The 21,441-nt window shown below is 43.6% G+C and carries 19 protein-coding genes; 6 read left to right on the top strand and 13 right to left on the bottom strand.

What is annotated here, in order from left to right:
* Positions 1 to 17: 17 nt before the first annotated feature.
* The 4 genes from ABIX36_RS05125 to ABIX36_RS05110 form a co-directional block, all read right to left on the bottom strand.
* Positions 18 to 3,452: an efflux RND transporter permease subunit gene (locus ABIX36_RS05125; RefSeq protein ID WP_348081087.1), complete on the bottom strand. Its 3,435-nt coding sequence runs from the start codon at positions 3,450 to 3,452 to the stop codon at positions 18 to 20.
* 22 nt (positions 3,453 to 3,474) lie between these two features.
* A complete protein-coding gene (locus tag ABIX36_RS05120; RefSeq protein ID WP_348081086.1) occupies positions 3,475 to 4,584 on the bottom strand; it encodes an efflux RND transporter periplasmic adaptor subunit in 1,110 nt (369 codons plus the stop codon).
* Between the two features lie 36 nt (positions 4,585 to 4,620).
* On the bottom strand, positions 4,621 to 5,970 hold the full coding sequence (locus ABIX36_RS05115; protein ID WP_348081085.1) for a TolC family protein: 1,350 nt from the start codon (positions 5,968 to 5,970) through the stop codon (positions 4,621 to 4,623).
* Between the two features lie 100 nt (positions 5,971 to 6,070).
* Positions 6,071 to 6,682: a TetR/AcrR family transcriptional regulator gene (locus ABIX36_RS05110; protein WP_348081084.1), complete on the bottom strand. Its 612-nt coding sequence runs from the start codon at positions 6,680 to 6,682 to the stop codon at positions 6,071 to 6,073.
* 129 nt (positions 6,683 to 6,811) lie between these two features.
* On the opposite strand from ABIX36_RS05110, the gene purB reads away from it, so the two are divergent.
* Both purB and ABIX36_RS05100 read left to right on the top strand, forming a co-directional pair.
* Positions 6,812 to 8,155, top strand: a complete 1,344-nt coding sequence (gene purB, locus ABIX36_RS05105) for an adenylosuccinate lyase (protein WP_348081083.1) — start codon at positions 6,812 to 6,814, stop codon at positions 8,153 to 8,155.
* A 197-nt stretch (positions 8,156 to 8,352) separates the two neighbouring features.
* Positions 8,353 to 8,904, top strand: a complete 552-nt coding sequence (locus ABIX36_RS05100; RefSeq protein ID WP_348081082.1) for a NifU family protein — start codon at positions 8,353 to 8,355, stop codon at positions 8,902 to 8,904.
* A 143-nt stretch (positions 8,905 to 9,047) separates the two neighbouring features.
* On the opposite strand, the gene ABIX36_RS05095 is transcribed toward ABIX36_RS05100, so the two are convergent.
* The 8 genes from ABIX36_RS05095 to ppk1 all read right to left on the bottom strand — a co-directional run bounded on the left by ABIX36_RS05095 (position 9,048) and on the right by ppk1 (position 18,446).
* The gene (locus tag ABIX36_RS05095; protein ID WP_348081081.1) at positions 9,048 to 9,839 is read right to left on the bottom strand and encodes an inositol monophosphatase family protein; all 792 of its coding nucleotides are present in this window, start codon (positions 9,837 to 9,839) and stop codon (positions 9,048 to 9,050) included.
* Between the two features lie 57 nt (positions 9,840 to 9,896).
* Entirely contained in the window at positions 9,897 to 11,069 is a 1,173-nt protein-coding gene (locus ABIX36_RS05090; protein ID WP_348081080.1) for a prolipoprotein diacylglyceryl transferase family protein, read from the bottom strand.
* A gap of 30 nt (positions 11,070 to 11,099) precedes the next feature.
* Positions 11,100 to 12,419, bottom strand: a complete 1,320-nt coding sequence (gene mtaB / locus ABIX36_RS05085; protein ID WP_348081079.1) for a tRNA (N(6)-L-threonylcarbamoyladenosine(37)-C(2))-methylthiotransferase MtaB — start codon at positions 12,417 to 12,419, stop codon at positions 11,100 to 11,102.
* Between the two features lie 93 nt (positions 12,420 to 12,512).
* Positions 12,513 to 13,898 carry a S41 family peptidase gene (locus tag ABIX36_RS05080; protein ID WP_348081078.1) on the bottom strand — a complete coding sequence of 462 codons (1,386 nt, stop codon included), beginning with the start codon at positions 13,896 to 13,898 and terminating at the stop codon, positions 12,513 to 12,515.
* A 66-nt stretch (positions 13,899 to 13,964) separates the two neighbouring features.
* Positions 13,965 to 14,729 carry an SGNH/GDSL hydrolase family protein gene (locus ABIX36_RS05075; RefSeq protein WP_348081077.1) on the bottom strand — a complete coding sequence of 255 codons (765 nt, stop codon included), beginning with the start codon at positions 14,727 to 14,729 and terminating at the stop codon, positions 13,965 to 13,967.
* A gap of 54 nt (positions 14,730 to 14,783) precedes the next feature.
* Complete coding sequence (locus ABIX36_RS05070) at positions 14,784 to 15,350, bottom strand: UbiX family flavin prenyltransferase (RefSeq protein ID WP_348081076.1); 567 nt, start codon at positions 15,348 to 15,350, stop codon at positions 14,784 to 14,786.
* A 163-nt stretch (positions 15,351 to 15,513) separates the two neighbouring features.
* The gene (locus ABIX36_RS05065; RefSeq protein ID WP_348081075.1) at positions 15,514 to 16,395 is read right to left on the bottom strand and encodes an exopolyphosphatase; all 882 of its coding nucleotides are present in this window, start codon (positions 16,393 to 16,395) and stop codon (positions 15,514 to 15,516) included.
* Positions 16,392 to 18,446: a polyphosphate kinase 1 gene (gene ppk1 / locus ABIX36_RS05060; protein ID WP_348081074.1), complete on the bottom strand. Its 2,055-nt coding sequence runs from the start codon at positions 18,444 to 18,446 to the stop codon at positions 16,392 to 16,394. Before ppk1 ends, ABIX36_RS05065 begins: the two co-directional genes overlap by 4 nt.
* A 141-nt stretch (positions 18,447 to 18,587) precedes the next feature.
* On the opposite strand from ppk1, the gene ABIX36_RS05055 reads away from it, so the two are divergent.
* The gene (locus ABIX36_RS05055; RefSeq protein WP_128533613.1) at positions 18,588 to 19,079 is read left to right on the top strand and encodes a YajQ family cyclic di-GMP-binding protein; all 492 of its coding nucleotides are present in this window, start codon (positions 18,588 to 18,590) and stop codon (positions 19,077 to 19,079) included.
* Positions 19,080 to 19,273: 194 nt separating this feature from the next.
* Here ABIX36_RS05055 and ABIX36_RS05050 read toward each other — a convergent pair whose 3' ends face one another.
* Positions 19,274 to 19,711, bottom strand: coding sequence for an Hsp20/alpha crystallin family protein (locus tag ABIX36_RS05050; protein WP_348081073.1), 438 nt, complete (start codon positions 19,709 to 19,711; stop codon positions 19,274 to 19,276).
* Between the two features lie 165 nt (positions 19,712 to 19,876).
* Here ABIX36_RS05050 and ABIX36_RS05045 point away from each other — a divergent pair, with 165 nt between their 5' ends.
* The 3 genes from ABIX36_RS05045 to ABIX36_RS05035 are packed head-to-tail and all read left to right on the top strand — an operon-like array spanning position 19,877 to position 21,425.
* On the top strand, positions 19,877 to 20,425 hold the full coding sequence (locus ABIX36_RS05045; protein ID WP_348081072.1) for a hypothetical protein: 549 nt from the start codon (positions 19,877 to 19,879) through the stop codon (positions 20,423 to 20,425).
* Complete coding sequence (locus ABIX36_RS05040) at positions 20,418 to 20,864, top strand: thioesterase family protein (protein ID WP_348081071.1); 447 nt, start codon at positions 20,418 to 20,420, stop codon at positions 20,862 to 20,864. The genes ABIX36_RS05045 and ABIX36_RS05040 overlap by 8 nt, the downstream gene beginning before the upstream one ends.
* Before the next feature lie 45 nt (positions 20,865 to 20,909).
* On the top strand, positions 20,910 to 21,425 hold the full coding sequence (locus tag ABIX36_RS05035; RefSeq protein WP_348081070.1) for a hypothetical protein: 516 nt from the start codon (positions 20,910 to 20,912) through the stop codon (positions 21,423 to 21,425).
* Positions 21,426 to 21,441: the final 16 nt, after the last annotated feature.

The following is a 21,441-nucleotide window of genomic DNA, read 5'->3' as shown; positions in this document are numbered from 1 at the left end:
ATTTTAGATAAATCAGCTTAATTTGACGCGTCTGCTACTTCTAACTTGCGTTTTTCTTTAGCTTTTTTCTCATCCTGGTTACCGAAGAAGTAGTTCTTCATATTTACACGGATGATGTACATACATGGTACCAAGATCAATGTAATGGTGGTTGCAAATGCCAAACCAAAGATCATTGTCCAGGCTAATGGCCCCCAGAAGGCAACGTTATCGCCACCGAAGTGGATATGCGGTTCGAAATGAGTGAACAATCCCACGAAATCGATATTGAAACCAACGGCCAGCGGTATTAAACCTAAGATGGCGGCTGTTGCGGTTAACAATACCGGCGTCATACGTGTGTGCCCCGCCTCTACTACGGCATCGTGCAGGCTGGTGCCCTGCTCTATCAACATATCGGTAAACTCTACCAGCAAGATCCCGTTACGTACCACCACACCCGCAAGGGCAATGATACCCACACCGGTCATAACAATGGCCATCGTCATCCCGAAGATAGTGCAGCCCAGCAGTACGCCAATGATGCTAAAGAAGATCTCGCTGATGATGATAAGTGTTTTACCTATCGAGTTAAATTGTATCATCAGGATGATCAATATCAAACCGAACGAGGTTAATAAAGCGCTGCCTAAGAATTTCACTGCATCCAACTGGTCTTCCTGCCCACCACCCTGTCTAATGGTAATGGTGTCGTCGTGTTTAAAGTTAGCTATAGATTTCAGGATGTTGGCATTTACATCATTAGCATTATAAGGTTTTATTACGCTTGATGATAGAGTTAAAACACGCCTCGACTGCTTACGTTTAATATTACTGAAAGTATTGGTAAACCGCACATCTGTAAAGGATGAAATAGGCACCTGGCGTATTGCACCACCTGTTGCCATATCGCGATAGGTTATTTTTAAGTTGCGTATCTCATCTATATCGCGGCGCTGGCTTTGCATTGCCCTAACCTGTATTTTGTAATCATCTTCTTTGGTGTTCCTGAAGTTAGCTGCCGGGGCACCAAATATAGCCCACTGTAAATTATCTGTGATGGTTTTGGTACTAACACCTTCACGGTTCGCTCGTTCGCGGTCTATATCGAACACGATCTCGGGCTTGTCGCTCTCCACATCGGCAACCAAATTCTCTATGCCGGCAATATTTTGCTTGGCCAGGTAAGCTTTCAGCCTTGTTGCCGTGTGTACCAGTGTATCCAGGTTATCGCCTGCAATTTCCAGGCTGATGTCTTTTTGTACGGGTGGGCCACTGGCTTCCTGAGATACAGCTATTTTAACCCCTGGGAACCCCTGTACAGCGTTACGGATATTGGTTAAAATGGCTTTGGTATCCTTACCGTTCCGCTTTCCAAATTCTTCAAATGCAACTGTAACTTTACCTTTGTTCGGGTAATCGCCCTGGTCTTCATCCTGCGGATCGGTTACACTTTTGGTTACGTTTGATATAATGGAGGTAACAATATCTTTATCGGGTTCTACCACATTGGCAACACGTTGCTCAATTTTTTTTGTGATCGAATCTGTCGTGGCCTGGTCGGTACCTATGGGCATGGTTACATACACGTAGGCAAAGTTAGGGTCGCCCGCCGGGAAAAATTCCGGGGTTTTACCAAACATTGCAGTCGCTACAACAGCTACAATAAACAGCATAAATGTACCCATCAACATTGTAACCGGGCGTTTAACAGCACGCTCTAACACACGGGCATACCAATCCTGAAACCGTGGCCAGCCATTTTTCTGAAACTTATCTATCCAACGAAGGAACACGAAGTGGTTGAGTAGGTAAAGTATGATGATAACCACCATAAAGTTGCCAAAACCGAAATTGATAAGGTAAGCAACAACTGTAGCAATACCCAAATAGATCATGGCACGTTTGGTCGCTTTATCAAACTTAGGGTTATCGTGTTCGCCATCATGATGAGGCTTCATAAAATCAACCGCGAAAACGGGGTTCATGATATAGGCCACAACCAATGATGCCAGTAAAGTAATAATCAGCGTTATTGGCAGAAAGAACATAAACTCCCCGATGATGCTATTCCAAAACGCCAGCGGGACAAACGGCGCAAGGGTTGTCATGGTGCCAGAAAATACCGGCAAAAACACTTCGCCTGCAGCCATTTTAGCAGCCTCCTTAATAGGGATACGACCGTTGGCAAAAATACGGTGCGTGTTCTCAATTACCACAATAGCATCATCCACCACTATACCCAGGGCAAGCAGGAAGGAGAACAGTACGATCATGTTGAATGTAAACCCTATCCACGGCATTATCAGGAAAGCGACAAAGCAGGATAGCGGTACCGAGAGCGCTACAAATATAGCGTTGGTGGTACCCATAAAAAACATCAGGATAACCGTTACCAGTATAAAACCAATAATAATGGTGTTTATCAAATCGTTAAGCGTGGTACGTGTTTTATTACTTTGATCGCCGGTTACGGTGATGTTCAACCCTTTAGGGAAAGTTGTTTTTTGCTTTTCTTTTATCAGCGCGTTTATTTTGTCTGAGGATTCGATCAGGTTTTCGCCCGCCCTTTTGCTGATAGCCAGGGTGATAACGTTTTTGAAGACTTTGCCTGCCGGGGTTTTCAACCGCGCAAAGCTTTCCTGTTCTAAAAACGAGTCTTTTATCTCGGCAATATCTCTAAGGTAAACAGCCTGCCCTTTAGGGTTACGGATGGCCATCGCGGCTACCTCATCCGCATTTTTAAAATCCTTTTTTATATCTACCGTGCGCCTAAAGCCATCCATGGGTATATTACCTGCCGATGAAAGGACGTTTTCGTTACCAACAGCCTGGATAATATCAGCGAGGCTTACCTGTGCCGCCGCCATTTTGTTCATATCCACATTAATTTGTATCTCGGGCGTTAACGCACCTATCTCAACTACTTGTGATATTTGTTTGTAACCTTCTATTTCATCCTTTAGTATATCAGCATATTCCTTAAGCTTCTTAAGGTCATAATCGCCAGACACGTTAACGTAGAGGATAGGTAGGTCAGCAATGTTTACGTCTGATACGGTAGGCTCATGGTAATTTTGGTCGCTGGTTTGCGGTAAATCTCTTTTTGCTTTATCAACGGCGTCCTTTACCTCCACTTTAGCATCCTTAATTTCTACATTGGTATTAAACTCGGCTGTAATGATGGATACGTTTTGTACCGAATTGGATGTTACCTTTTTTAAGCCTTTAAGCGATTTTAACTGCTTTTCTATTTGTCGGGTAACCAAATTCTCCACGTTTTGCGGCGATTGCCCTATAAATTGCGTTGTTATAAATATCTTAGGCACATCAATATCCGGAAAATTCTCCTTCGGCAAATTGTTGTAGCTGATAAGTCCCATTACCGTGATCAAAAATATGAGCACATAAATGGCGGTTTTGTTATCAATGGCCCAACTTGAGGGGCCAAATTCTTTTTTCAGATCTTTCATAATATGTAATAGATCAGGTTAATTAATTAGCTATCTGCGTAACTTTCACTTTATCGCCATCTTCAATATCGGTAACGCCATCGGTAATTACCTGGTCGCCAACTTTGAGGCCCGATAATATTTCTGATTGCCCGCCGTAAGTAGCGCCAATTTTAACAGTGGTACGCTTTGCAATACCGTTTGCATTAAGGTAAACGTAATCGCCCGACTCTGACCTTTGAATGGATTTCACCGGGATAGTAATAGCCGCTGCATTGGTGTAATTGGCAATTTTTAAGAGAGCCGTCATGTTAGGGCGAAGCGATTTACGCTCGGGTAATTTTATTTCAACCGCAAAGCTGCGTGATGTTGCGTCGATAGCTTTAGATGCGAACGTAACCGTAGTAGTTAACGAGTCCTTTGCATCAGGCACCAATATGAGTACCCGGTTACCTGTGTTTACACTACCGGCGTACGACTCAGGCACATCGGCCTTTACCTTCAATATATCGGCATTTACAATACGGATTCCATTACCGGGCTGCCCTGGCTGTAGCGACTGGCCAAGTTTAAGGTCCATTTGATCAACAGTGCCGCTTATTGGCGATACAATACGGTAAAGGTTAGCCTGCGAACGCAACGCCGCGATAGATTTTAAACCTGCCTGGTAATTTGTTTGTGCCTGTAAAAACTGCACTTCGGTACCAATTTTTTGATCCCAAAGGTTTTTCTGGCGCTGATATATTGTTTTTTGCAGATCAACATTTGCCTCGGTTTGGGCAATTTGCTGATGTAATACACTGGCATCCAATTGGGCAAGTATCTGTCCCCTGCTTACATGCTGGCCTGGTTTTACATAAAGCGCGGTGATGGTACCGGGCGATTGCGGATAAGCGGTCACATTATCCTGCGCATCAATTTTACCCTGGATCTGTACATAGTTTACAAACGTGCCGGTTTTAACATCTATGGCCCCAACCTCAACGGCTTTTGTTGAATCAACGGTGCCTACTTCGCTTTGCAGTTTGGTTATTTTAGCGTTGATCTCCTGCTGTTGTTTTTGCAGGTCGGCCAGTTCTGCCTTTTTATCTTTTGGTTTGTTTGAGCATGCTGCTAAAAACAGTATGGCCGGTATGTATAATAGTTTTTTCATGTTATATGGAGTATATATGAGTTTGTTTAAGTTTTGTTATTGAATTCGTCCGTATGCTCTGTCCAGGTCTACTTTGCTTACCAGCGCATCGTACAAGCCCTTTATGTATTCATTATCTGCCTTTTCCAGTTCTGTTTGTGCCTGGGTAACTTCAATGCTGCTGCCCACCCCTTGCTGGTATTTAATTTTGGAAACACGCAATACTTCGCGCGCCAGCTCCTGGCTGCGTTTTTGGTTATTAAGCGTTTGCAAACCGTTAAAGTACGTAGTTTTAGCTCTTTCTGCCTGCAGGTTAAACCCGTTCTTTGCCTGCACAAGGCTGTTCTCTGCTTTCTGCACGGTTATTTGCGATTGTTTAACACGATTTACACGCTGAAACCCACTAAAAATTGGCACCTTTAAAGTAACCCCTATATAGCTTGATGGAAAGCTACTGCTATAAAGATCGCCAAAGCTGTTATTTTGGTACGAATAAGTATAAGCCGCGTTAGCGGTTAAAGTTGGTAAAAACTGTGCCCTGGTACGCTTAAGGTCGAACCTGTTCAATTGCAGATTGGTTTCCAATAAACCATATTCTGCCCTGTTTTTATAAGCCGCGGTATCGGTAACTATCTCGGCAACACCCTCATCCAGTTTAACATCCTGTAAGCCGTTCTTTACCGTTAAAGTATATTCTATAGGCATCCCTATCTGAAACTTTAAAACCTGGTAGCTGAGTGCCAGTAAACGAACCGTATTTTCGCGGGTGGTTACGAGGTTATTGTACTGAACCGTAATACGGTCAACATCTATCTTCTCTACAAAACCCTGCTTATTTTGAGCTACTGTTTGATCCATTTGCTGTTTAAGCTGGGCGATGTTAGCATCCAAAAGTTTTATTTGCTCCTGGCTTACCAATAACTGGTAGTAAGCCTTGGTAACCGCTACGTTCATCTCAATTTTACTGCGGTTGTATGCCCTGTTGTAAAGCTCTTTATAAGTTTTACGGCCTTGTAAGCCTACGATGTAACTCGGATCGAACAGTAACTGGCTGGCGGTAACGCCCAGGTTTGACGAGTATTTCACCCCAAACTTTACCGGAATAAATGTACCTGCAGGTGCGCCAAAAACTTCGCCGGGTAACAACGTAGTAGGTATTTTTAAATAATCCTGGATAGATGCGGTACCGTCTATTTGCGGGAAGCCCTGACCAATTGTTTCCTTTACCTTATAGTCGGCACTTTTAACATCCAGCGCGGCGTTTATAACCGAATCGCGGTGCTCGTAAGCGTAATTGACAGCATCCTGTAAGGTAAAGCTATAGATTTGGTTTGGTGCCGGTTGCGCCTGCCCAAAGCCCCTGAGGCTTGCTGCAGTGCAAAGCAATATAAGTAGTAATCTTTTCATTTTAGTATTCATATATATGATAGGTTTGTTATGTTCTGTTATTATTACGTTACAAAGAAATTCTTTTGATTGACAGCCCTATGTCAGCAGTGTTTTTTATTTAGTTAGCGTTTTGTTGTTTATAATTATCCAATAGCTCGTGCCCCTTTATGGTACAAATACCATAATTAAAATGCTCCAGCAACTGCACCTGCACCTTCCAGCTGTTAAAATTCGCTATCGGGAATATCTGGGTATTAAAACCCATTTCTACCTGGTTTACGCGCATCGTAGCCAGTATCTTCACATCAATATCATCACGGATGAAACCCTGGCTTATGCCTTTTAATAAAAGTTCCTCCAATTTACTGATGATCACCTCGGCCTTAAACCGTTGAAATTCCTGCCAGGCCTCGGGATGATATTTTTGCATATCGTGAAATACGATAGGGTTCACCCTCGACAGGATGTCCTCCGAGCATTTCATCATTTTGATCATCTCTTCTATCACGTTAGCAGAACTCTCCATTATAGCGTTCATCTCGCGCTCGTCTTCCTGCAACCTACTTTTTACCAGGGCAACAACCAGTTCGTTCTTGTCGCCAAAATACTGGTAAATAGTTTTTTTGGACATGCCCAAATGCCGGGCTATATCATCCATGGTTACGCTCTTGATGCCAGCCTGTAAAAACAGGTCGAGCGCGCCTTTTATTATTCTTTCTTCCTGACTCATTGACTTTCGGAGTCAAAACTATGGAAACATTTTTAGATTTCAAAGTTTCCATTTCAAATTACGTTAGCCTGACAATAGCCTGAATTCTCACCTAAATTTCAAATTGCTATCTTTGAAAAAAATTACAACATGGAATTAAATTCCCTTACCGCCATATCCCCTATCGACGGGCGTTACCGTAATGCCACAGCAGAATTAGCCGCTTATTTTTCAGAGTTCGCCCTAATAAAATACCGGGTACTTGTAGAAATTGAATATTTCCTGGCCCTGCACGCGCTGCCGGTAAAGCAGTTAGAACTTTTTGACGGCACACAAAGCGAAAAGTTACGCGACATCTACCGTAATTTTAGCGAAGCCGATGCCGCAGCTATAAAAGAGATAGAAAAAACCACCAATCACGATGTAAAGGCGGTTGAATACTTCATCAAGAAAAAGTTTGATGAACTGGGCTTACAGGAATTTAAGGAGTTTATCCATTTTGGGCTCACCTCGCAGGACATCAACAACACCGCTATTCCTTATTCATTTAAGGCAGCTATCCATGATGTGTACATCCCGGCCCTGCACAGCCTGATCGATATTTTAAGGCACTATGCTGCCGAATGGGCGCATATTCCTATGCTGGCACATACGCACGGCCAACCTGCATCGCCAACCCGTTTAGGCAAGGAGATAGAAGTTTTTGTAGAGCGTTTGATAAACCAGTTGCACTTGCTGCGCGATGTGCCTTACTCGGCCAAGTTTGGCGGGGCAACCGGCAATTTCAACGCGCATAAAGTGGCCTACCCTGCTACCGATTGGAAAGCCTTTGGTAATCATTTTGTAAACGACGTTTTGGGTTTATACCGTTCGCAATTCACCACGCAGATAGAGCATTACGATAATTTTGCTGCGCAGTGTGATGCCTTAAAACGCATCAACAATATCCTGATAGACCTTGACCGCGACGTATGGACCTACATCTCCATGAATTACTTTAAGCAAAAAATTAAAGCAGGCGAAGTAGGTTCCTCAGCGATGCCGCATAAAGTAAACCCGATAGATTTTGAGAACAGCGAAGGTAACCTGGGTATTGCTAACGCGATGTTTGAACATTTGGCAGCCAAGCTGCCTATCTCCCGCTTGCAGCGCGATCTGACAGATTCTACCGTACTTCGCAACATTGGTGTACCCGTAGCGCATACGCTCATCGCTTTTAAATCTACCATCAAAGGTTTAAACAAGTTATTGCTGAACGAAACCGCTATCAATGCGCACCTTGAGGCAAACTGGGCGGTGGTTGCAGAAGCTATACAAACCATCCTGCGCCGCGAAGGATATCCAAACCCATATGAAGCATTGAAAGAACTTACCCGTACCAATACGACAGTTAATGCCGATACTATAGCCGAGTTTGTGGATACTTTGGACGTGAGCGCAAGCGTTAAAGAAGAGTTAAAGGCGATAACACCGCAAAACTATACGGGGATATAGGCTAATAAGGCCGTCATTGCGAGGAACGAAGCAATCTCTGAACTATGCATAACCGATTTACTTATCGGGAGATTGCTTCGTGCCTCGCAATGACGCTGTGGAAAATGCCAACGTCATACCCCCGTCAAAACAATTGGCCGTTGATGCATAAATCAAAAAGCTGATTACATTTGTTATCTCATTAAAATAGTACATCCATGAATATCAACGTATATACCGAATCTACCCCGAACCCGGCAACCATGAAGTTTATTGTGAACAAGTTGCTGATAAACGGAAGCACGGATTATGCTACCAGGGAAAGCGCGGAGAAATCTCCTTTCGCTAAAGAATTATATAAATTTTCATTTGTTAACGGCGTATTTTTCGCCAGCAACTTTGTTACCGTTACCAAAACAGAAGGTAGTGAATGGCCCGATATCGAACCTATATTGAAAGAGTTTGTAAAAGGCGCTGTAGAATCTGAACTGAAAGTACAGGAAGTTGAACAAGCAACCGATGTTGAATTTGAAGGAACAGAAACCGAGATCAAAATTCAGCAGATTCTGAACGATTATGTTCGCCCGGCTGTTGAGCAGGATGGCGGCGCCATCAGCTACCGCTCGTTTGATGCAGGCGTGGTTACTGTTGAGCTTCGCGGCTCCTGCAGTGGTTGCCCATCATCAACCGTTACGCTTAAATCAGGTATAGAAAACTTGTTGAAACGCATGGTTCCCGAGGTTACCGAAGTAGTTTCTGAAGCGTTGTAACCGGGATTAAGCAGATTTTTACGATTTCACAGATGATTTTGTGATTTTCTAAATAAAACGATGCCGATTTGAAGATGATTCAAATCGGCATTTTTATTTCCTATTATCGGTGCAATCAAAAAAATCTGTGCAATCGGTGAAGACTAAATAAAATACTTCTGAATATAATCCAGCATCTCCTCTGTTATTTCCCCGTTAGTTGCCAATAACTCCCTTGTATTCAATACCTCATCACCGCCTTTAAAGTTTACAACATGGCCACCGGCTTGTTTAACAATGACGATGCCGCCGGCTACGTCCCAGGCGTTAAGGTTGTATTCGTAATAACCTTCGAAACGGCCACAGGCGGTGTAAGCCAGATCTACCGCGGCAGAGCCTAAGCGTCGCAGACCGTGGCAATTGCGCATGAGTTCGGTAAAGAGTTCGATATATGCTACTTGCTTGCTAAAATCATAGTACGGGAAACCTGTGGCGATAAGACTATCGGCAACGGTTGGCTTGTTGCTTACTTTTATTTCCTTGCCGTTAAGGTACGCGGGCGAATCGCTGTGAGCGTAAAAGCATTCGTCCTGGCAGATTTCATATACCACGCCTAAAACCAGTTCATCATTTTTTTGCAGACCGATGCTTACCGAATACACGGGCAGCCCGTGTATAAAATTAGTGGTACCATCCAATGGGTCGATGATCCAGTTGTAGGTATTACCAATTTTGGTGGTCGTTTTTTCTTCGGTGATAAAGCCAGCTTCGGGCAATATTTTTCCTAAACCGGCAACTATCTTTTGTTCGGCGGTTTTATCTACATAGGACACCATGTCGTTAAGTCCTTTGTATTCCACCTTATCGGCATCAAAAGTTATTCTTTCATTGCGGATGAACTGACCTGCAATTTTGGCAACCTCGGTTACCTCATTAATGATGGAATTAAGCTTCATTTGGTTGGTGTTGGCGTAATGATAAGCTGAACGAAAAAACTTTGTGCACAAAGCCGTTTAGCCATGAGCAACCGGCGACTTTTTATAACGGGCCATACCCACGTATATCAATGTAGAACCGCCTAAAACCATAATAAGGGAGATCAGCTCGGCTTGGGTAAAAGGGATGCCCGCAACATTGTATTTGGTATTTACGCGAATCAACTCGATAGTAAAACGCTCTACACCGGCAAGGATCATATAAATCCCAAAAAGTACACCCGGCGCCTTTACGCGTTTGCGGATACTCCAAATAAACGCGAACAACAGCATACAGATTACCGATTCGTAAAACGATGTGGGGTAAACCGGCAGCCTTAATTCATTACAAAACTTGCCAACGCAATCGGCGATACGGTTGCCCGGGTCTACTTCGTTCACGTTATGCGGAAATTTAAAACTCCACATCCAATCGGGAGCCCAGCTTAACCAGCCCGGTTTTGCAGCAAGGCTGGGTATTCCCCAGTCTCCATCGCCCGACATTTGGCAGCCTACCCTACCCAGCGCATAAGCGAGCATCATGCCTGCTGCACCAATATCCAGCATATCCAATGGTTTCACGTCGTGTTTATTGGCGATGTATAGCACCGCAGCGCCACCACATATTAGCCCACCATAAAAAGTTAAACCGCTAAAGCCGATGAGCATCCCTACCGGGTCTTTCATAAACTCGCCCCAATTTTCGAGCGCGTTAAATATTTTTGCACCGGCAAAGCCGAAAATAGCTGCCCAAAGCAGTATGCTGCCCATCATTTCGTAAGGGTGTACCGTTACCCGGCGTTTTTCGGGTTTTGGTAATTGTTGCTTTTTAGCTTCGTAATATGCCCAGTATGCAAAACCGGTAGCGAATACAATGCCACCTACCCAGCTGCCACGCAACGATAAAAGAAAATCCTGCGGACTATCGATCAAGGCGGAATAATTCATTGCCGCATCAACCACTTTAAAGCCGAATATAAAGCCAAAAACAGCATTACCCACTAATTCTCCGGTTGAAACGGGTTCGCCAACCATCACATCTTTTTGGAAAGATTTGATGTAGCCAGCTTTCTCTTTACGCTGAAATTCTTTTGTAAAGGCCCAATAAGCGGCCATAAAAGCCAGTGCTACAAAAAAGCCAAAAGTTTGTATGGGTAAAGGGATATTGATCCCAAAAAGATATTGTAAAAGCGAGGATATAGTTGGAAACATTGGGTGGTATTTGTGAGGGCGAATATAGGTTTAATGTACCAAAACTTCTGCGCTTTCTGTTATTTCCACATCACCATCCGGTGAAATTGCGGTTAAATGCACAGTCTTTATTTCGTTAACCAGCACAGGATCGTACTTGGCTTTTACCTTAACGTAATTGCGGGTAAAGCCGTGCATAAAGCCATCTTTTATATCGCCTTCAAACAAAACCTCATCGGCTTTGCCCAGTTGCGTTTGGTAAAATGCACGGCGTTTTTTGTCCGATAAGATATGCAGCATCTTGCTCCTGTCTGCACGGGCAGAGCCGGGAACAGTTCCCGGCATTTCGGCAGCAGGGGTATTTTCCCTTTCCGAATAAGTGAACACATGCAGGTAAGAAACATTTAAATCATTCAAGAAATTGTAGGTATCCACAAAATCCTCCCGTGTTTCGCCTGGAAAACCTACAATAACATCCACGCCAATGCAGCAATTGGGCATTACCTCTTTTATTTTTGCTACGCGGCTGGCGTACAGGTCGCTCCTGTAACGGCGGCGCATCAGGCCCAATATTTTATCTGAACCTGATTGCAAGGGAATATGGAAATGCGGCACAAACCTTTTGGATGTGCTTACAAATTCAATGATCTCATCGCTGAGCAGGTTTGGTTCGATAGATGAAATGCGGATGCGTTCGATGCCTTCTACTTCATCCAGCGCTTTTACCAGGTCGAAGAATTTATCTTCGCGGTTGCCGTTGCGGATGCCGAAATCGCCGAGGTTCACACCGGTCAGCACAATTTCTTTCACGCCCGATTCAGCTATCTGTACAGCTTGTGCCACCGCGTTCTCAATAGTATCGCTGCGGCTTGCGCCACGTGCCAATGGGATAGTACAAAATGTGCAGGAATAATCGCAGCCATCCTGAACTTTAAGGAAGGTACGGGTACGGTCGCCAAAAGAGAATGAGGGTACAAACTCGTTAGCTTCAGATACCGGCTGGTTATATACTAATGTTTTGGGATTCTTTGTCAGGTCGGTAAGGTACTCCACTATCCGAAACTTCTCTGCCGCGCCCAAAACCATATCAACGCCGGGTATTTCGGCAATTTCTTTTGGTTTCAGCTGCGCATAGCAACCTACGATGGTCACATAGGCGTTCGGAGAAATTTTAAGCGCTTCCTTTACTATCTTTTTGCATTTTTTATCCGCGTTCTCGGTTACCGAGCAGGTGTTTATTACAAAAACATCCGGCGTATCGCTAAACTCCACCGTATTGAAACCGGCCTGTGTAAACAGGCGACCGATCGAAGACGTTTCCGAGTAATTAAGCTTACAGCCAAGCGTATAAAATGCGACTTTTTTATTCATTTTGAAGCCGCAAAGATAAGGTTTTTAGAGATTAGTTGATTGGGAAGTGGTGAGTAGTTGTTAATTGGAATGTAAAAACTATCTCCCTCCGTTCTATTTCACCTTCTTGCTCATCTCTTTAAGTGCTGCCTGCAATACCGTATCAGTACCTGCTATTACGTCGCTTGGGTTGCGCGAAATCTCAACATCAGGTATCACGCCTATGCCAACAAAGTCGCGCCCGTCGGGGTAAGTATCGCGTTTGGTGCAGATGCGCCCATCGCTTAAGCCTGGTAAGCTTATGGGCAGCGGCTGCCCGGTGCTGCCGTAAGTCCGTTGCCCCATGGTAGTAGCCCGGCCTTTTAAGCCATCTAAAATAATTAAAAAGTCTTCGGCGGCCGAGGCGGTGTTATTACCGGTGAGCACAATTAAAGGTGTGGTTATTTTCTGTTCTTTTACATCGTTATTAAACGTCATGGTATCGCCCTGGTACCAGTAATTACCTTTGTAAGAATCCAGAGCCTTTTTTTGCCAGGCGGTAAGCGCTTTTTTAGACGTATCTTTTGATTGATAATAACCCCATGCCTTAAACGACGAGAGGTTATCGCGGGTTTTCCAGGCAGAGCCAACCAGCAATTTTTTATCGGTAAAATACTTTAAGATCTCCGCGCCTACGCCGGTATCGCCTCCCCCGTTATCCCTGAGATCTAAAATCACACCTTTGCAGGCATACAGTTGCGGTACTATCTTTTTAAACGCGGTGTCGATTGCTTCATCGCCAAAGCTGTTCAGCTTAACGTAACCAATTCCATCAATAACCTTAAAATCGAGCATTTTCCAAGGAGTATTGCCATTGCGCCGCACCCATTTAGTACCATAGGTATGAAACTGATAGTCGTAAGGGATCACCTTGCCCTGAGGGGTTTTAAGCTTGAGGTGAAATAATTTGGTGGAATCCGTTCCATAAAACATCATGGCGGCGGCGCTGTTCCAAAGCACATGCTCGGTTGATGAGCTGATATACGGTATCAGTTCCTTCTCGGCATATTCTTTTGCGGGGACACCGTCAACGCTCAGCACTTCCGAGCCCAGCGGCACCTGGTCTTTATACTGAACCGGGATATCGGTTATGATGAATTTTTTGTTAAAATTTTCGATGTAGATCCACTTGTACCGCGATTTGTGGGTAAGCAATTTCTCGGGGAAACCCACGCCGGTGTGCCCGTCCTTAAGCAGCGCGCAAAAGCGTTGCATCAGCATGTAATATTCCCAGGTGTTTTTGGTGGCGATAACTTTTGGAATATAAGCGCGGTATGTACTGTCCCAATTTACCTTGGCATGGTCGAAATAAGCAAAGTTAGCGCTCACTTCCGACCAGAATTTACTCAGCCCGTACAACTTATCTTCGGTAGAGATATTGGCAACCGTATCTATCTGCGCGAAGGCCGTGCGGTAGTTTAGTGCCGATAATAATAAAAGGAGACAGTAGATCTTTTTCATAAGATGAGGTAGGTGTTTAAACTCAAATTTAATTATTTGAGCATACATCATCAAGAAAAAAGAAAATTATTGAAAGCCTCTTATCTCCTCTTCTATCCCGTGTGCTATTACCGCGTAGCCGGTTTCGTTGGGGTGCACACCATCGTTAGATAACAGGTAATCGGCGCCGTTGCTTTTCATAAAGGTGTTGATATTTATGAAGTGAGTACCGTTTTTTTCGGCAATAGCACTTAGCGCATTGTTAAACGCTGCCAGCCTGCCGGTAGCGCTGCCGCCGGGGCCGGTTTCTTTTAACAGCAGTTGTTCGTTGCAGTAATAAATGTTCACCAAAACAATATCTTTTGCTTGCCAGCCCAGTGCCAAAGCCTTACCCAGCACGTACTGATAATCTGCCGTGAACTGGGTGGTGGTTAAATCGGTGGTGTTAAATCCAACATCGTTTAAGCCATAGGCAAAAAAGAGGTATTTATCGGCAGCGCCTTTTACAGGGATCTCGCCAACACGGTTTACCATGCTTTGCGGCGCGCTGACACCGTTAATGTTTTTTTCGAGAGTGGTACCACCTACGCCAAAATTGTAGCCATCCCAGCCTATGAAAGCAGCCACAAGCCCAACCCAGTTACGCGGGTTCACAATTTGCCCATCGTAACCCTGTGTAATACTATCGCCAAAAAAATAAGCTTTACCGGGTATCCGCAAAGGTGTCTGCGTAGTGGCCAGTAAAGCCTTAGCAGCCTTAGCATTCGGTGATTCCTCGGGGTTGACGGTTGGGGCGTGATATTTACAGCTTGAGAATACGATGGTTAAAACAAGCGCGCAGATCTTTTTCATGCTTTATCAGTACACTAATTTCTTAAATAAAATGGAACGGTGCAAATAGGTTGATTAAATCCCCTCCCACCTGTAGCTTTCATCCTCCAGCCCAATAAGGTCTATCACGCGGTTTACTACCGTCATGGCCAGCTCTTCGATGGTTTTTGGTTTGCTGTAGTACGACGGTATGGCCGGGCAAATGATGCCACCCGCCTCGGTTACCGTTTGCATATTACGGATATGGATGAGATTGAGCGGCGTATCGCGCGCTACCAATATCAACTTACGGCGTTCCTTTAATATCACATCCGCGGCGCGGGTTATCAGGTCGTCGGACACCCCGGAGGCTATTCTGCCCAGCGTACCCATAGAGCAGGGTACAATAACCATGGTATCGAACTTTGCCGAGCCGGATGCAAAGGGCGCCATGAAATCGTTCTTGGCGTAAAATTTAAATGGATAGGTTTGATGATCGGTGTCGTCCAGTTCAAATTCCCAAACCTTTTTGGCGTTATCAGACATTACAACGGCAACTTCTGCCACCTGCGTTTGCAGAGATTGCAATTTGCCCAGTAAAAGTTTAGCATAGATCGCTCCGCTTGCGCCGGTTACGGCCACTACAATTTTTCTCTTCGTCATCCTGGCAACAAACTTAAGCAACAAATGTCAGGGCACAAAAAAAGGGTCGAAAACAAGTTCTCGACCCTACATCTACCTATGAAAAACATGCCCTTTGAACGGGCATTACAAATATAACAAGAGTTTTATAATTTGTATACAATTTCTTAAAATAAATTTAATCTTATAAGTTAATATTTTTATCGATAAGTGTTTGGATGATACCATCAACCATACCCACTGTTGGTACGTACATGCTTTTGATATTGGCGCACTTTAATACGGTCAAATATATCTCGCAGGCAGGTATAATTACGTCGGCCCTGTCCTGGTTCAACCCCAAAACATTGATACGTTCTTTCATCGAAAATGAATCGAGGTAGTTATACAGCGCTTTTAGTTTGACGTACGTCAACGGGGCACCATCCTTCTCGTTAGAAAGCTTGTACAATTTATTGATATTACCGCCCGTACCAATGCCGAAAATGTTTTTATGATGGCGCGTATGTTCGCGAATAAAATCCTTCATCTCGTTCCAGGTTTCTTCTTTATCCTGGTTGTCTAAAATACGGATGGTACCTAAATTGAACGACTGCGAAGCCTGCAACTCGCCCTGCGAAAACAGCGAAAGCTCGGTACTACCGCCACCTACGTCGATATACAGGTAGTTCTTATCCTTGTCAATATTGATCTCGGCATGGCTGGCGTAAATGATCTCCGCCTCGCTTTGGCCGTGTACAATTTGCAGGTCTATACCTGCTTCGGTTTTGATACGCTCGGCTACCTCTTGCCCGTTATCAGCCTCGCGCATGGCAGATGTGGCGCAGGCCATATACTCGGTCACCTTAAAAACATCCATCAGGTTTTTAAATGCCTGCATAGATTTTACCAGGTCGTCGGCCTTTTTATCAGAGATATGTTTGTTGAGAAACGCGTCGTCGCCAAGGCGTACGGGTACCCGTACCAGTGTATTTTTTTTAAAGGAAATCGAACCGTTATTTTCTATAATATTAGCTATCAGCAGCCTTACGGCGTTGGAGCCAACATCAATTGCAGCGTATCTCAATTTGTTATGTTTTTAGTTTTCAGGTATGTATAAATATCTATCTGCGCACGGGTAAGCGTATCGGCTTTTGTTTTGTGGTATTTATTGGTGGCATCGCCGCTTATTTCGCGGGCCTTGGTGTTATCGCGCAGTTGGATATCTATAATATCCCTCACCTCTTTACGCAACGCTTCATCGTATATAGGGAAACCAACTTCCACCCGGTTATCAATGTTACGCGTCATGAAATCAGCGGAGGTCAGGTACATCAGCTCCTGCCCGCCGTTGCCGTAAATATGCACGCGCGCGTGCTCTAAATACTTATCTACAATGCTGATCACCTCAATATTCTCGCTATAGCCTTTTACGCCTGGTATAAGGCAACACATCCCGCGGATGATCATTTTTATCTTCACCCCGGCATTACTTGCCTGGTATAGCTTGGTAATCATCTGCTCATCGGCCAGGCTGTTCATTTTAAATATCATATAGGCCTTTTTACCGGCTTTGGCCAGCCTCATCTCGTTATCAATGAGCTTGTAAATAGCCGGGCGCGAATCTATAGGTGATACAATCAGGCTTTTCAGATCTTTAGGCAGGGTGAGCTTGTTGAGCGCCTTAAAGATGCTCACCATATCGGCCGTTATTTTTTTATTTGCCGTAAGCAGGGTGTGGTCGGCGTAAATGGTAGCTGTTTTCTCATTAAAGTTACCGGTAGATAAACAACCATAATAAGCCAGGCTACCTTTTTCGGTACGCGATACGAGGCAAATTTTTGAGTGCACTTTGTAGCCGTCGATGCCATAAAGTACGTTTACCCCCTCTTCCTCCAGCCTGTTGCTCCAATAGATATTGTTCTGCTCATCAAAACGGGCGCGTAACTCTACCAAACAATTCACCTTTTTACCGTTTTTGGCGGCGTTAATGAGCGCGTATATAATTTTAGAGTTCTCGGCCAGGCGATAAACAGTTATGCTGATCTCCTTTACCTTCGGATCGATGGCCGCCTCACGTAAAAAATGGATCACATAATCGAACGATTGGTATGGCGTGCTGATGAGATAATCTTTCTTGGCGATCAGCTCTATTAAGCTCTTACCGAATGATAAACCGGGAGCCGGGAGGGCCGGGTTTTTTACATATTCCAGATCAGGCCGGCCCACATTGGGGAAGCTGATAAAATTCTTAAAATTCTGTACCCTGTTGCCGGGGATAAGGTTTTCGCCGGTCAGTTTCATTTTTTTGACGAGGTAATGCAGCATATCCTGCGGCATTTCGCTGTCAAAAACCAGGCGCATGGGCTTACCCTTGCTCCTCTTTTGGATGCTTTTCGCCAGCGAATCGATAAATTTCTCGCTTACCTCCTTGTCCAGATCAAGTTCCGCGTCACGTGTGAGCTGTATAGAGTATGCGTCGATGCTGTCATGGTCAAAAATGAAAAAGATATCCTCGAGGTTGTAGCGGATGATATCATCAAGCAGGATGATGAACTTGAGGTTATTGGTATCCGGCAGCACTAAAAACCGCGAAAGGTTATCCGGGAACTCAATCAGCGCCAGGCGCGATTTTTTCCCTTTGGTAAGCCGCACAAAAAAGTAAATGGCCCTATCGCGCAGTTGCGGTAACGGCAAGTCGTCATCCAGCATAATGGGCACCAGGGTTGAGAGCAACCGCTCCCTGAAAAAGCTTTTTACAAAAGCCCCCCTGGTAACGTTCAACTGCTTATCGTTCAGCAAAAAGATCTTCTCCTCGGCAAGTTCCTTTACCAGGATGTTCTCGTAAAGGTTATGGAATTTCTTTTCCTGCTTTATTACGATATTCTTGATCTGGCTCAGCAGCTTTTTTGGGTTGTAACCCAGTATTTCCTTTGCCTTTTCGTTGAGGTTGGCCAGTCGGCTGAGGGTGGCTACGCGTACCCGGTAAAACTCATCCAGATTACTGCTAAAGATGGCTAAAAACTTTACACGTTCTATAAGCGGTACGGTTGGGTCGGCAGCTTCCTGCAAAACCCTGTCGTTAAAATATAGCCAGCTTATTTCCCTGTTAACTAACGGAATGTTTTTAGTATCCATAAAGCACAAATCTGCCTTTTTATTTGTTAAGATAATATTAAATTATTGTAATGTATGTAAAGCATGTAAACCAAATATCTGTATTATAGTTTATAGCTTATGCAAATCTTACATTAGCTTTGCAACACAAAACCATAAATTATGCCTTCATTTGATATTGTAAGCAAGATAGACGGCCAAACGCTGGATAACGCTATCAACACCGCAAAAAAAGAGATTCTGAACCGTTACGATTTCAACGGCAGCAAAAGCACCATCGACCTCGACAAAAAAACCAACGAGATAACCATTGTTACTGAGAATGATATGCGCGTTAAAGCCATACAGGATGCCATCATCAGCCGTATGTCTAAACAAGGCTTAGATTCCAGCGCGCTCGATTTTGGGAAAGAACAATATGCATCCGGCAATATGATCCGCAAGGAGATAAAGATAAAGGAAGGCATTGATAAAGAGGTTGCCAAGAAAGTTGTAAAGAAGATAAAAGACAGCAAACTAAAGGTTGAAGCTGCTATTATGAACGACCAGGTACGTGTTACCGCCAAAAAAATAGACGACCTGCAAGCCGTGATCAGCCTTTGCCGCACCGAAGATTTCGGCCAGCCGATGCAGTATATTAATATGAGAGCTTAGTTTGGATTTCGAATGTTCAATTTCGAAATTGGAAATAAAAAAAGACCAGCCCTTGCGGACTGGCCTTTTAACTAAACCAAACTTATGAAAACACTCTTCAAAATGCCTCACCTAAATCCTCTCCAAAGGAGAGGACTTTAAAATTTTAGCTCCCTCTTCTTCGGAGAGGGCTGGTGAGGCTACTAACTCTTCAATTATTTTACAGCTATCTCTCTTGATTGAAATTTAGCTTCTTCTCTTTTTGCAACGGTTAATTTCAATACCCCATCGGTATAATCAGCTTCGATTTTTGCGTAGTCGGCGCTGTCTGGCAAGGTGAACGAGCGTACAAACGAGTTGTAGCTATATTCGCGTTTGCTGTATTTTTTTACTTCCTGGCCGTTTTCGGTTTTCTTTTCTGCCGAAATGCTCAATACATTTTTATCCAGGTTAATTTTAAAATCTTCTTTCTTTAAGCCGGGTATCGCTAATTCTATATGAAACTCGCTGTCGTTTTCTGCTATATTAACGGCAGGCACGCGGGCAACCAATTTGTCGCTCAAAAACGAATCGTTTACGATAGAATCGAATACATCGTTAAAGAATGGGGTAGCGTTAGCTTTTAGTCCGTTGTTAAATTTTACTAATGTCATTTTTATATCCTCCTGAGTTTTTGTTTTTGTTAACTTCGTTGATGATTTATCAACTGTTATACCAACAGTAAAAACCAAGCGTTTACAAGACAGAATGTCTGTAAAATAAAAACCTAACAGACAAAGTGTCTTATAAAGGAATAAAACCAAGTAAAGTACTGACAAATGATTAGCAAAGAACAGCTTGAAACAACTTACAGCTCTTTGCCTACAAACAAATTACTGGCAATAATGGATAGCCCGGCGAATTATACCGAGTTGGCTATTATGGTTGCAACCGCTGAACTTACTAAGCGTAATGTGGGCGATACTGAAAAAGCACTCTATGAGGAAGAGCAATTAGAGAAAGCAGAAATATTTGTTCAGAAAATACTTTATGATGAACTATCCTTTTTGCAAAAGAACCTGTTTTACTTTTTATGGTTCCCGATTTTGAACTTTGCGTTCAAAATGAATTTGAGGCAGGATGGCTATTTACTGAAGCTAAAACAAGCGAACTATTATTCACTCGCGGGATTTGTTTTTTTCATTCTTAGTGGATTTCTTTCCGCGCTTTTAAATATTTCTGACATTAGTGCGTTAAGCATTTGGGTATTTGGTTTTGTAGTTTCTTATTTCTTCGATCAACGCTTTAACAAGCAACGCATGATTGGGCTACTACAACAGGTTATAAATAATAATAAAGAGAAAGAAGAGACCACTAATAATGGCTGAAAAATTAACCGATTACAAGTATAAAACTGATATAGCCATCCGCTTTTCGGATATCGATAGCGTTGGTCACGTAAACAACGCGGTGTACCTCACCTATTTTGAAGTTGCTCGTTTTAACTACTGGCGCGATGTTGCCCATTGGAATTTAAAGGAAACATGGATTATAGTGGGCCGCTCGGAGATCAATTATCTCAAACCCGTTACTATTGAAGATAAACTGATCTGCTACGTACGCGTTATCCGCATAGGCAACAGCAGTTTTGATGTGATGCACGTACTAACCAAGCAAACCGAAAAAGGCGAAGAGATTTGCACCACCTGCAAAACGGTTTGTATCAGTTATGATTATACGGCAGGCAAGTCGATAGCTATCCCAAGGGATGGCCGGCAGAAGATGATAGATTATGATGAGCCGAGGCTGATTTTGAATACGAACTAAGCTGCGGATGTGCAGCTTTCAGATGTGCAGATGATTTATAAATTGATGAACAAATGTAAACTGCTGCTAACAATTTTGATTTTAAGTCTTTGCTCCTGCCACACAGAACTTATTGAGAATTTGCGGCTGGTTAACAACTTATATGTCGACAAAGACGGAGCCCTTTATGACGGTGTGGCAAAAGGCTATTATGACTCCGGCGAATTATCCGGCAAAACCGCTTTTAACCATGGGGTTCCCGAGGGCGACTGGACCTCGTATGGGCATAATGGAGAAATCGTCCAGACAGGAAACTCTAAAGTCTATTATCCAAAATTTAAAACCATCGGCCCTGCAAAAGATGTCGTAAGGGTAAATGTCAACATTTTTCATGAGGGCAATAACTTAATAACAGACATTTTTATTATCAATAATTCATTTACCAATGAATTGATAAAGCAAAAAGATCCAACGCTTTTCAACAAAATAATTGCATTTTTAAAATCCAACAATATCCCGATAGACACCAAACAAGTTTACAGAATCACTTTTGTAAAAGGAGAACTGGAAAAGGTTGATTAAAAAAACAAACCATCCA

Origin of the sequence: Mucilaginibacter sp., assembly GCF_039925265.1 — a bacterium.
Lineage (GTDB): Bacteria > Bacteroidota > Bacteroidia > Sphingobacteriales > Sphingobacteriaceae > Mucilaginibacter.
This window is presented reverse-complemented; position numbering and strand designations above follow the sequence as displayed.

Bases quoted from the DNA above. Each gene is read 5' to 3' on its own strand.
- ABIX36_RS05125 (WP_348081087.1), bottom strand. From the start codon at position 3,452: ATGAAAGATCTGAAAAAAGAATTTGGCCCCTCAAGTTGGGCCATTGAT.
- ABIX36_RS05120 (WP_348081086.1), bottom strand. From the start codon at position 4,584: ATGAAAAAACTATTATACATACCGGCCATACTGTTTTTAGCAGCATGC.
- ABIX36_RS05115 (WP_348081085.1), bottom strand. From the start codon at position 5,970: ATGAAAAGATTACTACTTATATTGCTTTGCACTGCAGCAAGCCTCAGG.
- ABIX36_RS05110 (WP_348081084.1), bottom strand. From the start codon at position 6,682: ATGAGTCAGGAAGAAAGAATAATAAAAGGCGCGCTCGACCTGTTTTTA.
- purB (WP_348081083.1), top strand. From the start codon at position 6,812: ATGGAATTAAATTCCCTTACCGCCATATCCCCTATCGACGGGCGTTAC.
- ABIX36_RS05100 (WP_348081082.1), top strand. From the start codon at position 8,353: ATGAATATCAACGTATATACCGAATCTACCCCGAACCCGGCAACCATG.
- ABIX36_RS05095 (WP_348081081.1), bottom strand. From the start codon at position 9,839: ATGAAGCTTAATTCCATCATTAATGAGGTAACCGAGGTTGCCAAAATT.
- ABIX36_RS05090 (WP_348081080.1), bottom strand. From the start codon at position 11,069: ATGTTTCCAACTATATCCTCGCTTTTACAATATCTTTTTGGGATCAAT.
- mtaB (WP_348081079.1), bottom strand. From the start codon at position 12,419: ATGAATAAAAAAGTCGCATTTTATACGCTTGGCTGTAAGCTTAATTAC.
- ABIX36_RS05080 (WP_348081078.1), bottom strand. From the start codon at position 13,898: ATGAAAAAGATCTACTGTCTCCTTTTATTATTATCGGCACTAAACTAC.
- ABIX36_RS05075 (WP_348081077.1), bottom strand. From the start codon at position 14,729: ATGAAAAAGATCTGCGCGCTTGTTTTAACCATCGTATTCTCAAGCTGT.
- ABIX36_RS05070 (WP_348081076.1), bottom strand. From the start codon at position 15,350: ATGACGAAGAGAAAAATTGTAGTGGCCGTAACCGGCGCAAGCGGAGCG.
- ppk1 (WP_348081074.1), bottom strand. From the start codon at position 18,446: ATGGATACTAAAAACATTCCGTTAGTTAACAGGGAAATAAGCTGGCTA.
- ABIX36_RS05055 (WP_128533613.1), top strand. From the start codon at position 18,588: ATGCCTTCATTTGATATTGTAAGCAAGATAGACGGCCAAACGCTGGAT.
- ABIX36_RS05050 (WP_348081073.1), bottom strand. From the start codon at position 19,711: ATGACATTAGTAAAATTTAACAACGGACTAAAAGCTAACGCTACCCCA.
- ABIX36_RS05045 (WP_348081072.1), top strand. From the start codon at position 19,877: ATGATTAGCAAAGAACAGCTTGAAACAACTTACAGCTCTTTGCCTACA.
- ABIX36_RS05040 (WP_348081071.1), top strand. From the start codon at position 20,418: ATGGCTGAAAAATTAACCGATTACAAGTATAAAACTGATATAGCCATC.
- ABIX36_RS05035 (WP_348081070.1), top strand. From the start codon at position 20,910: ATGAACAAATGTAAACTGCTGCTAACAATTTTGATTTTAAGTCTTTGC.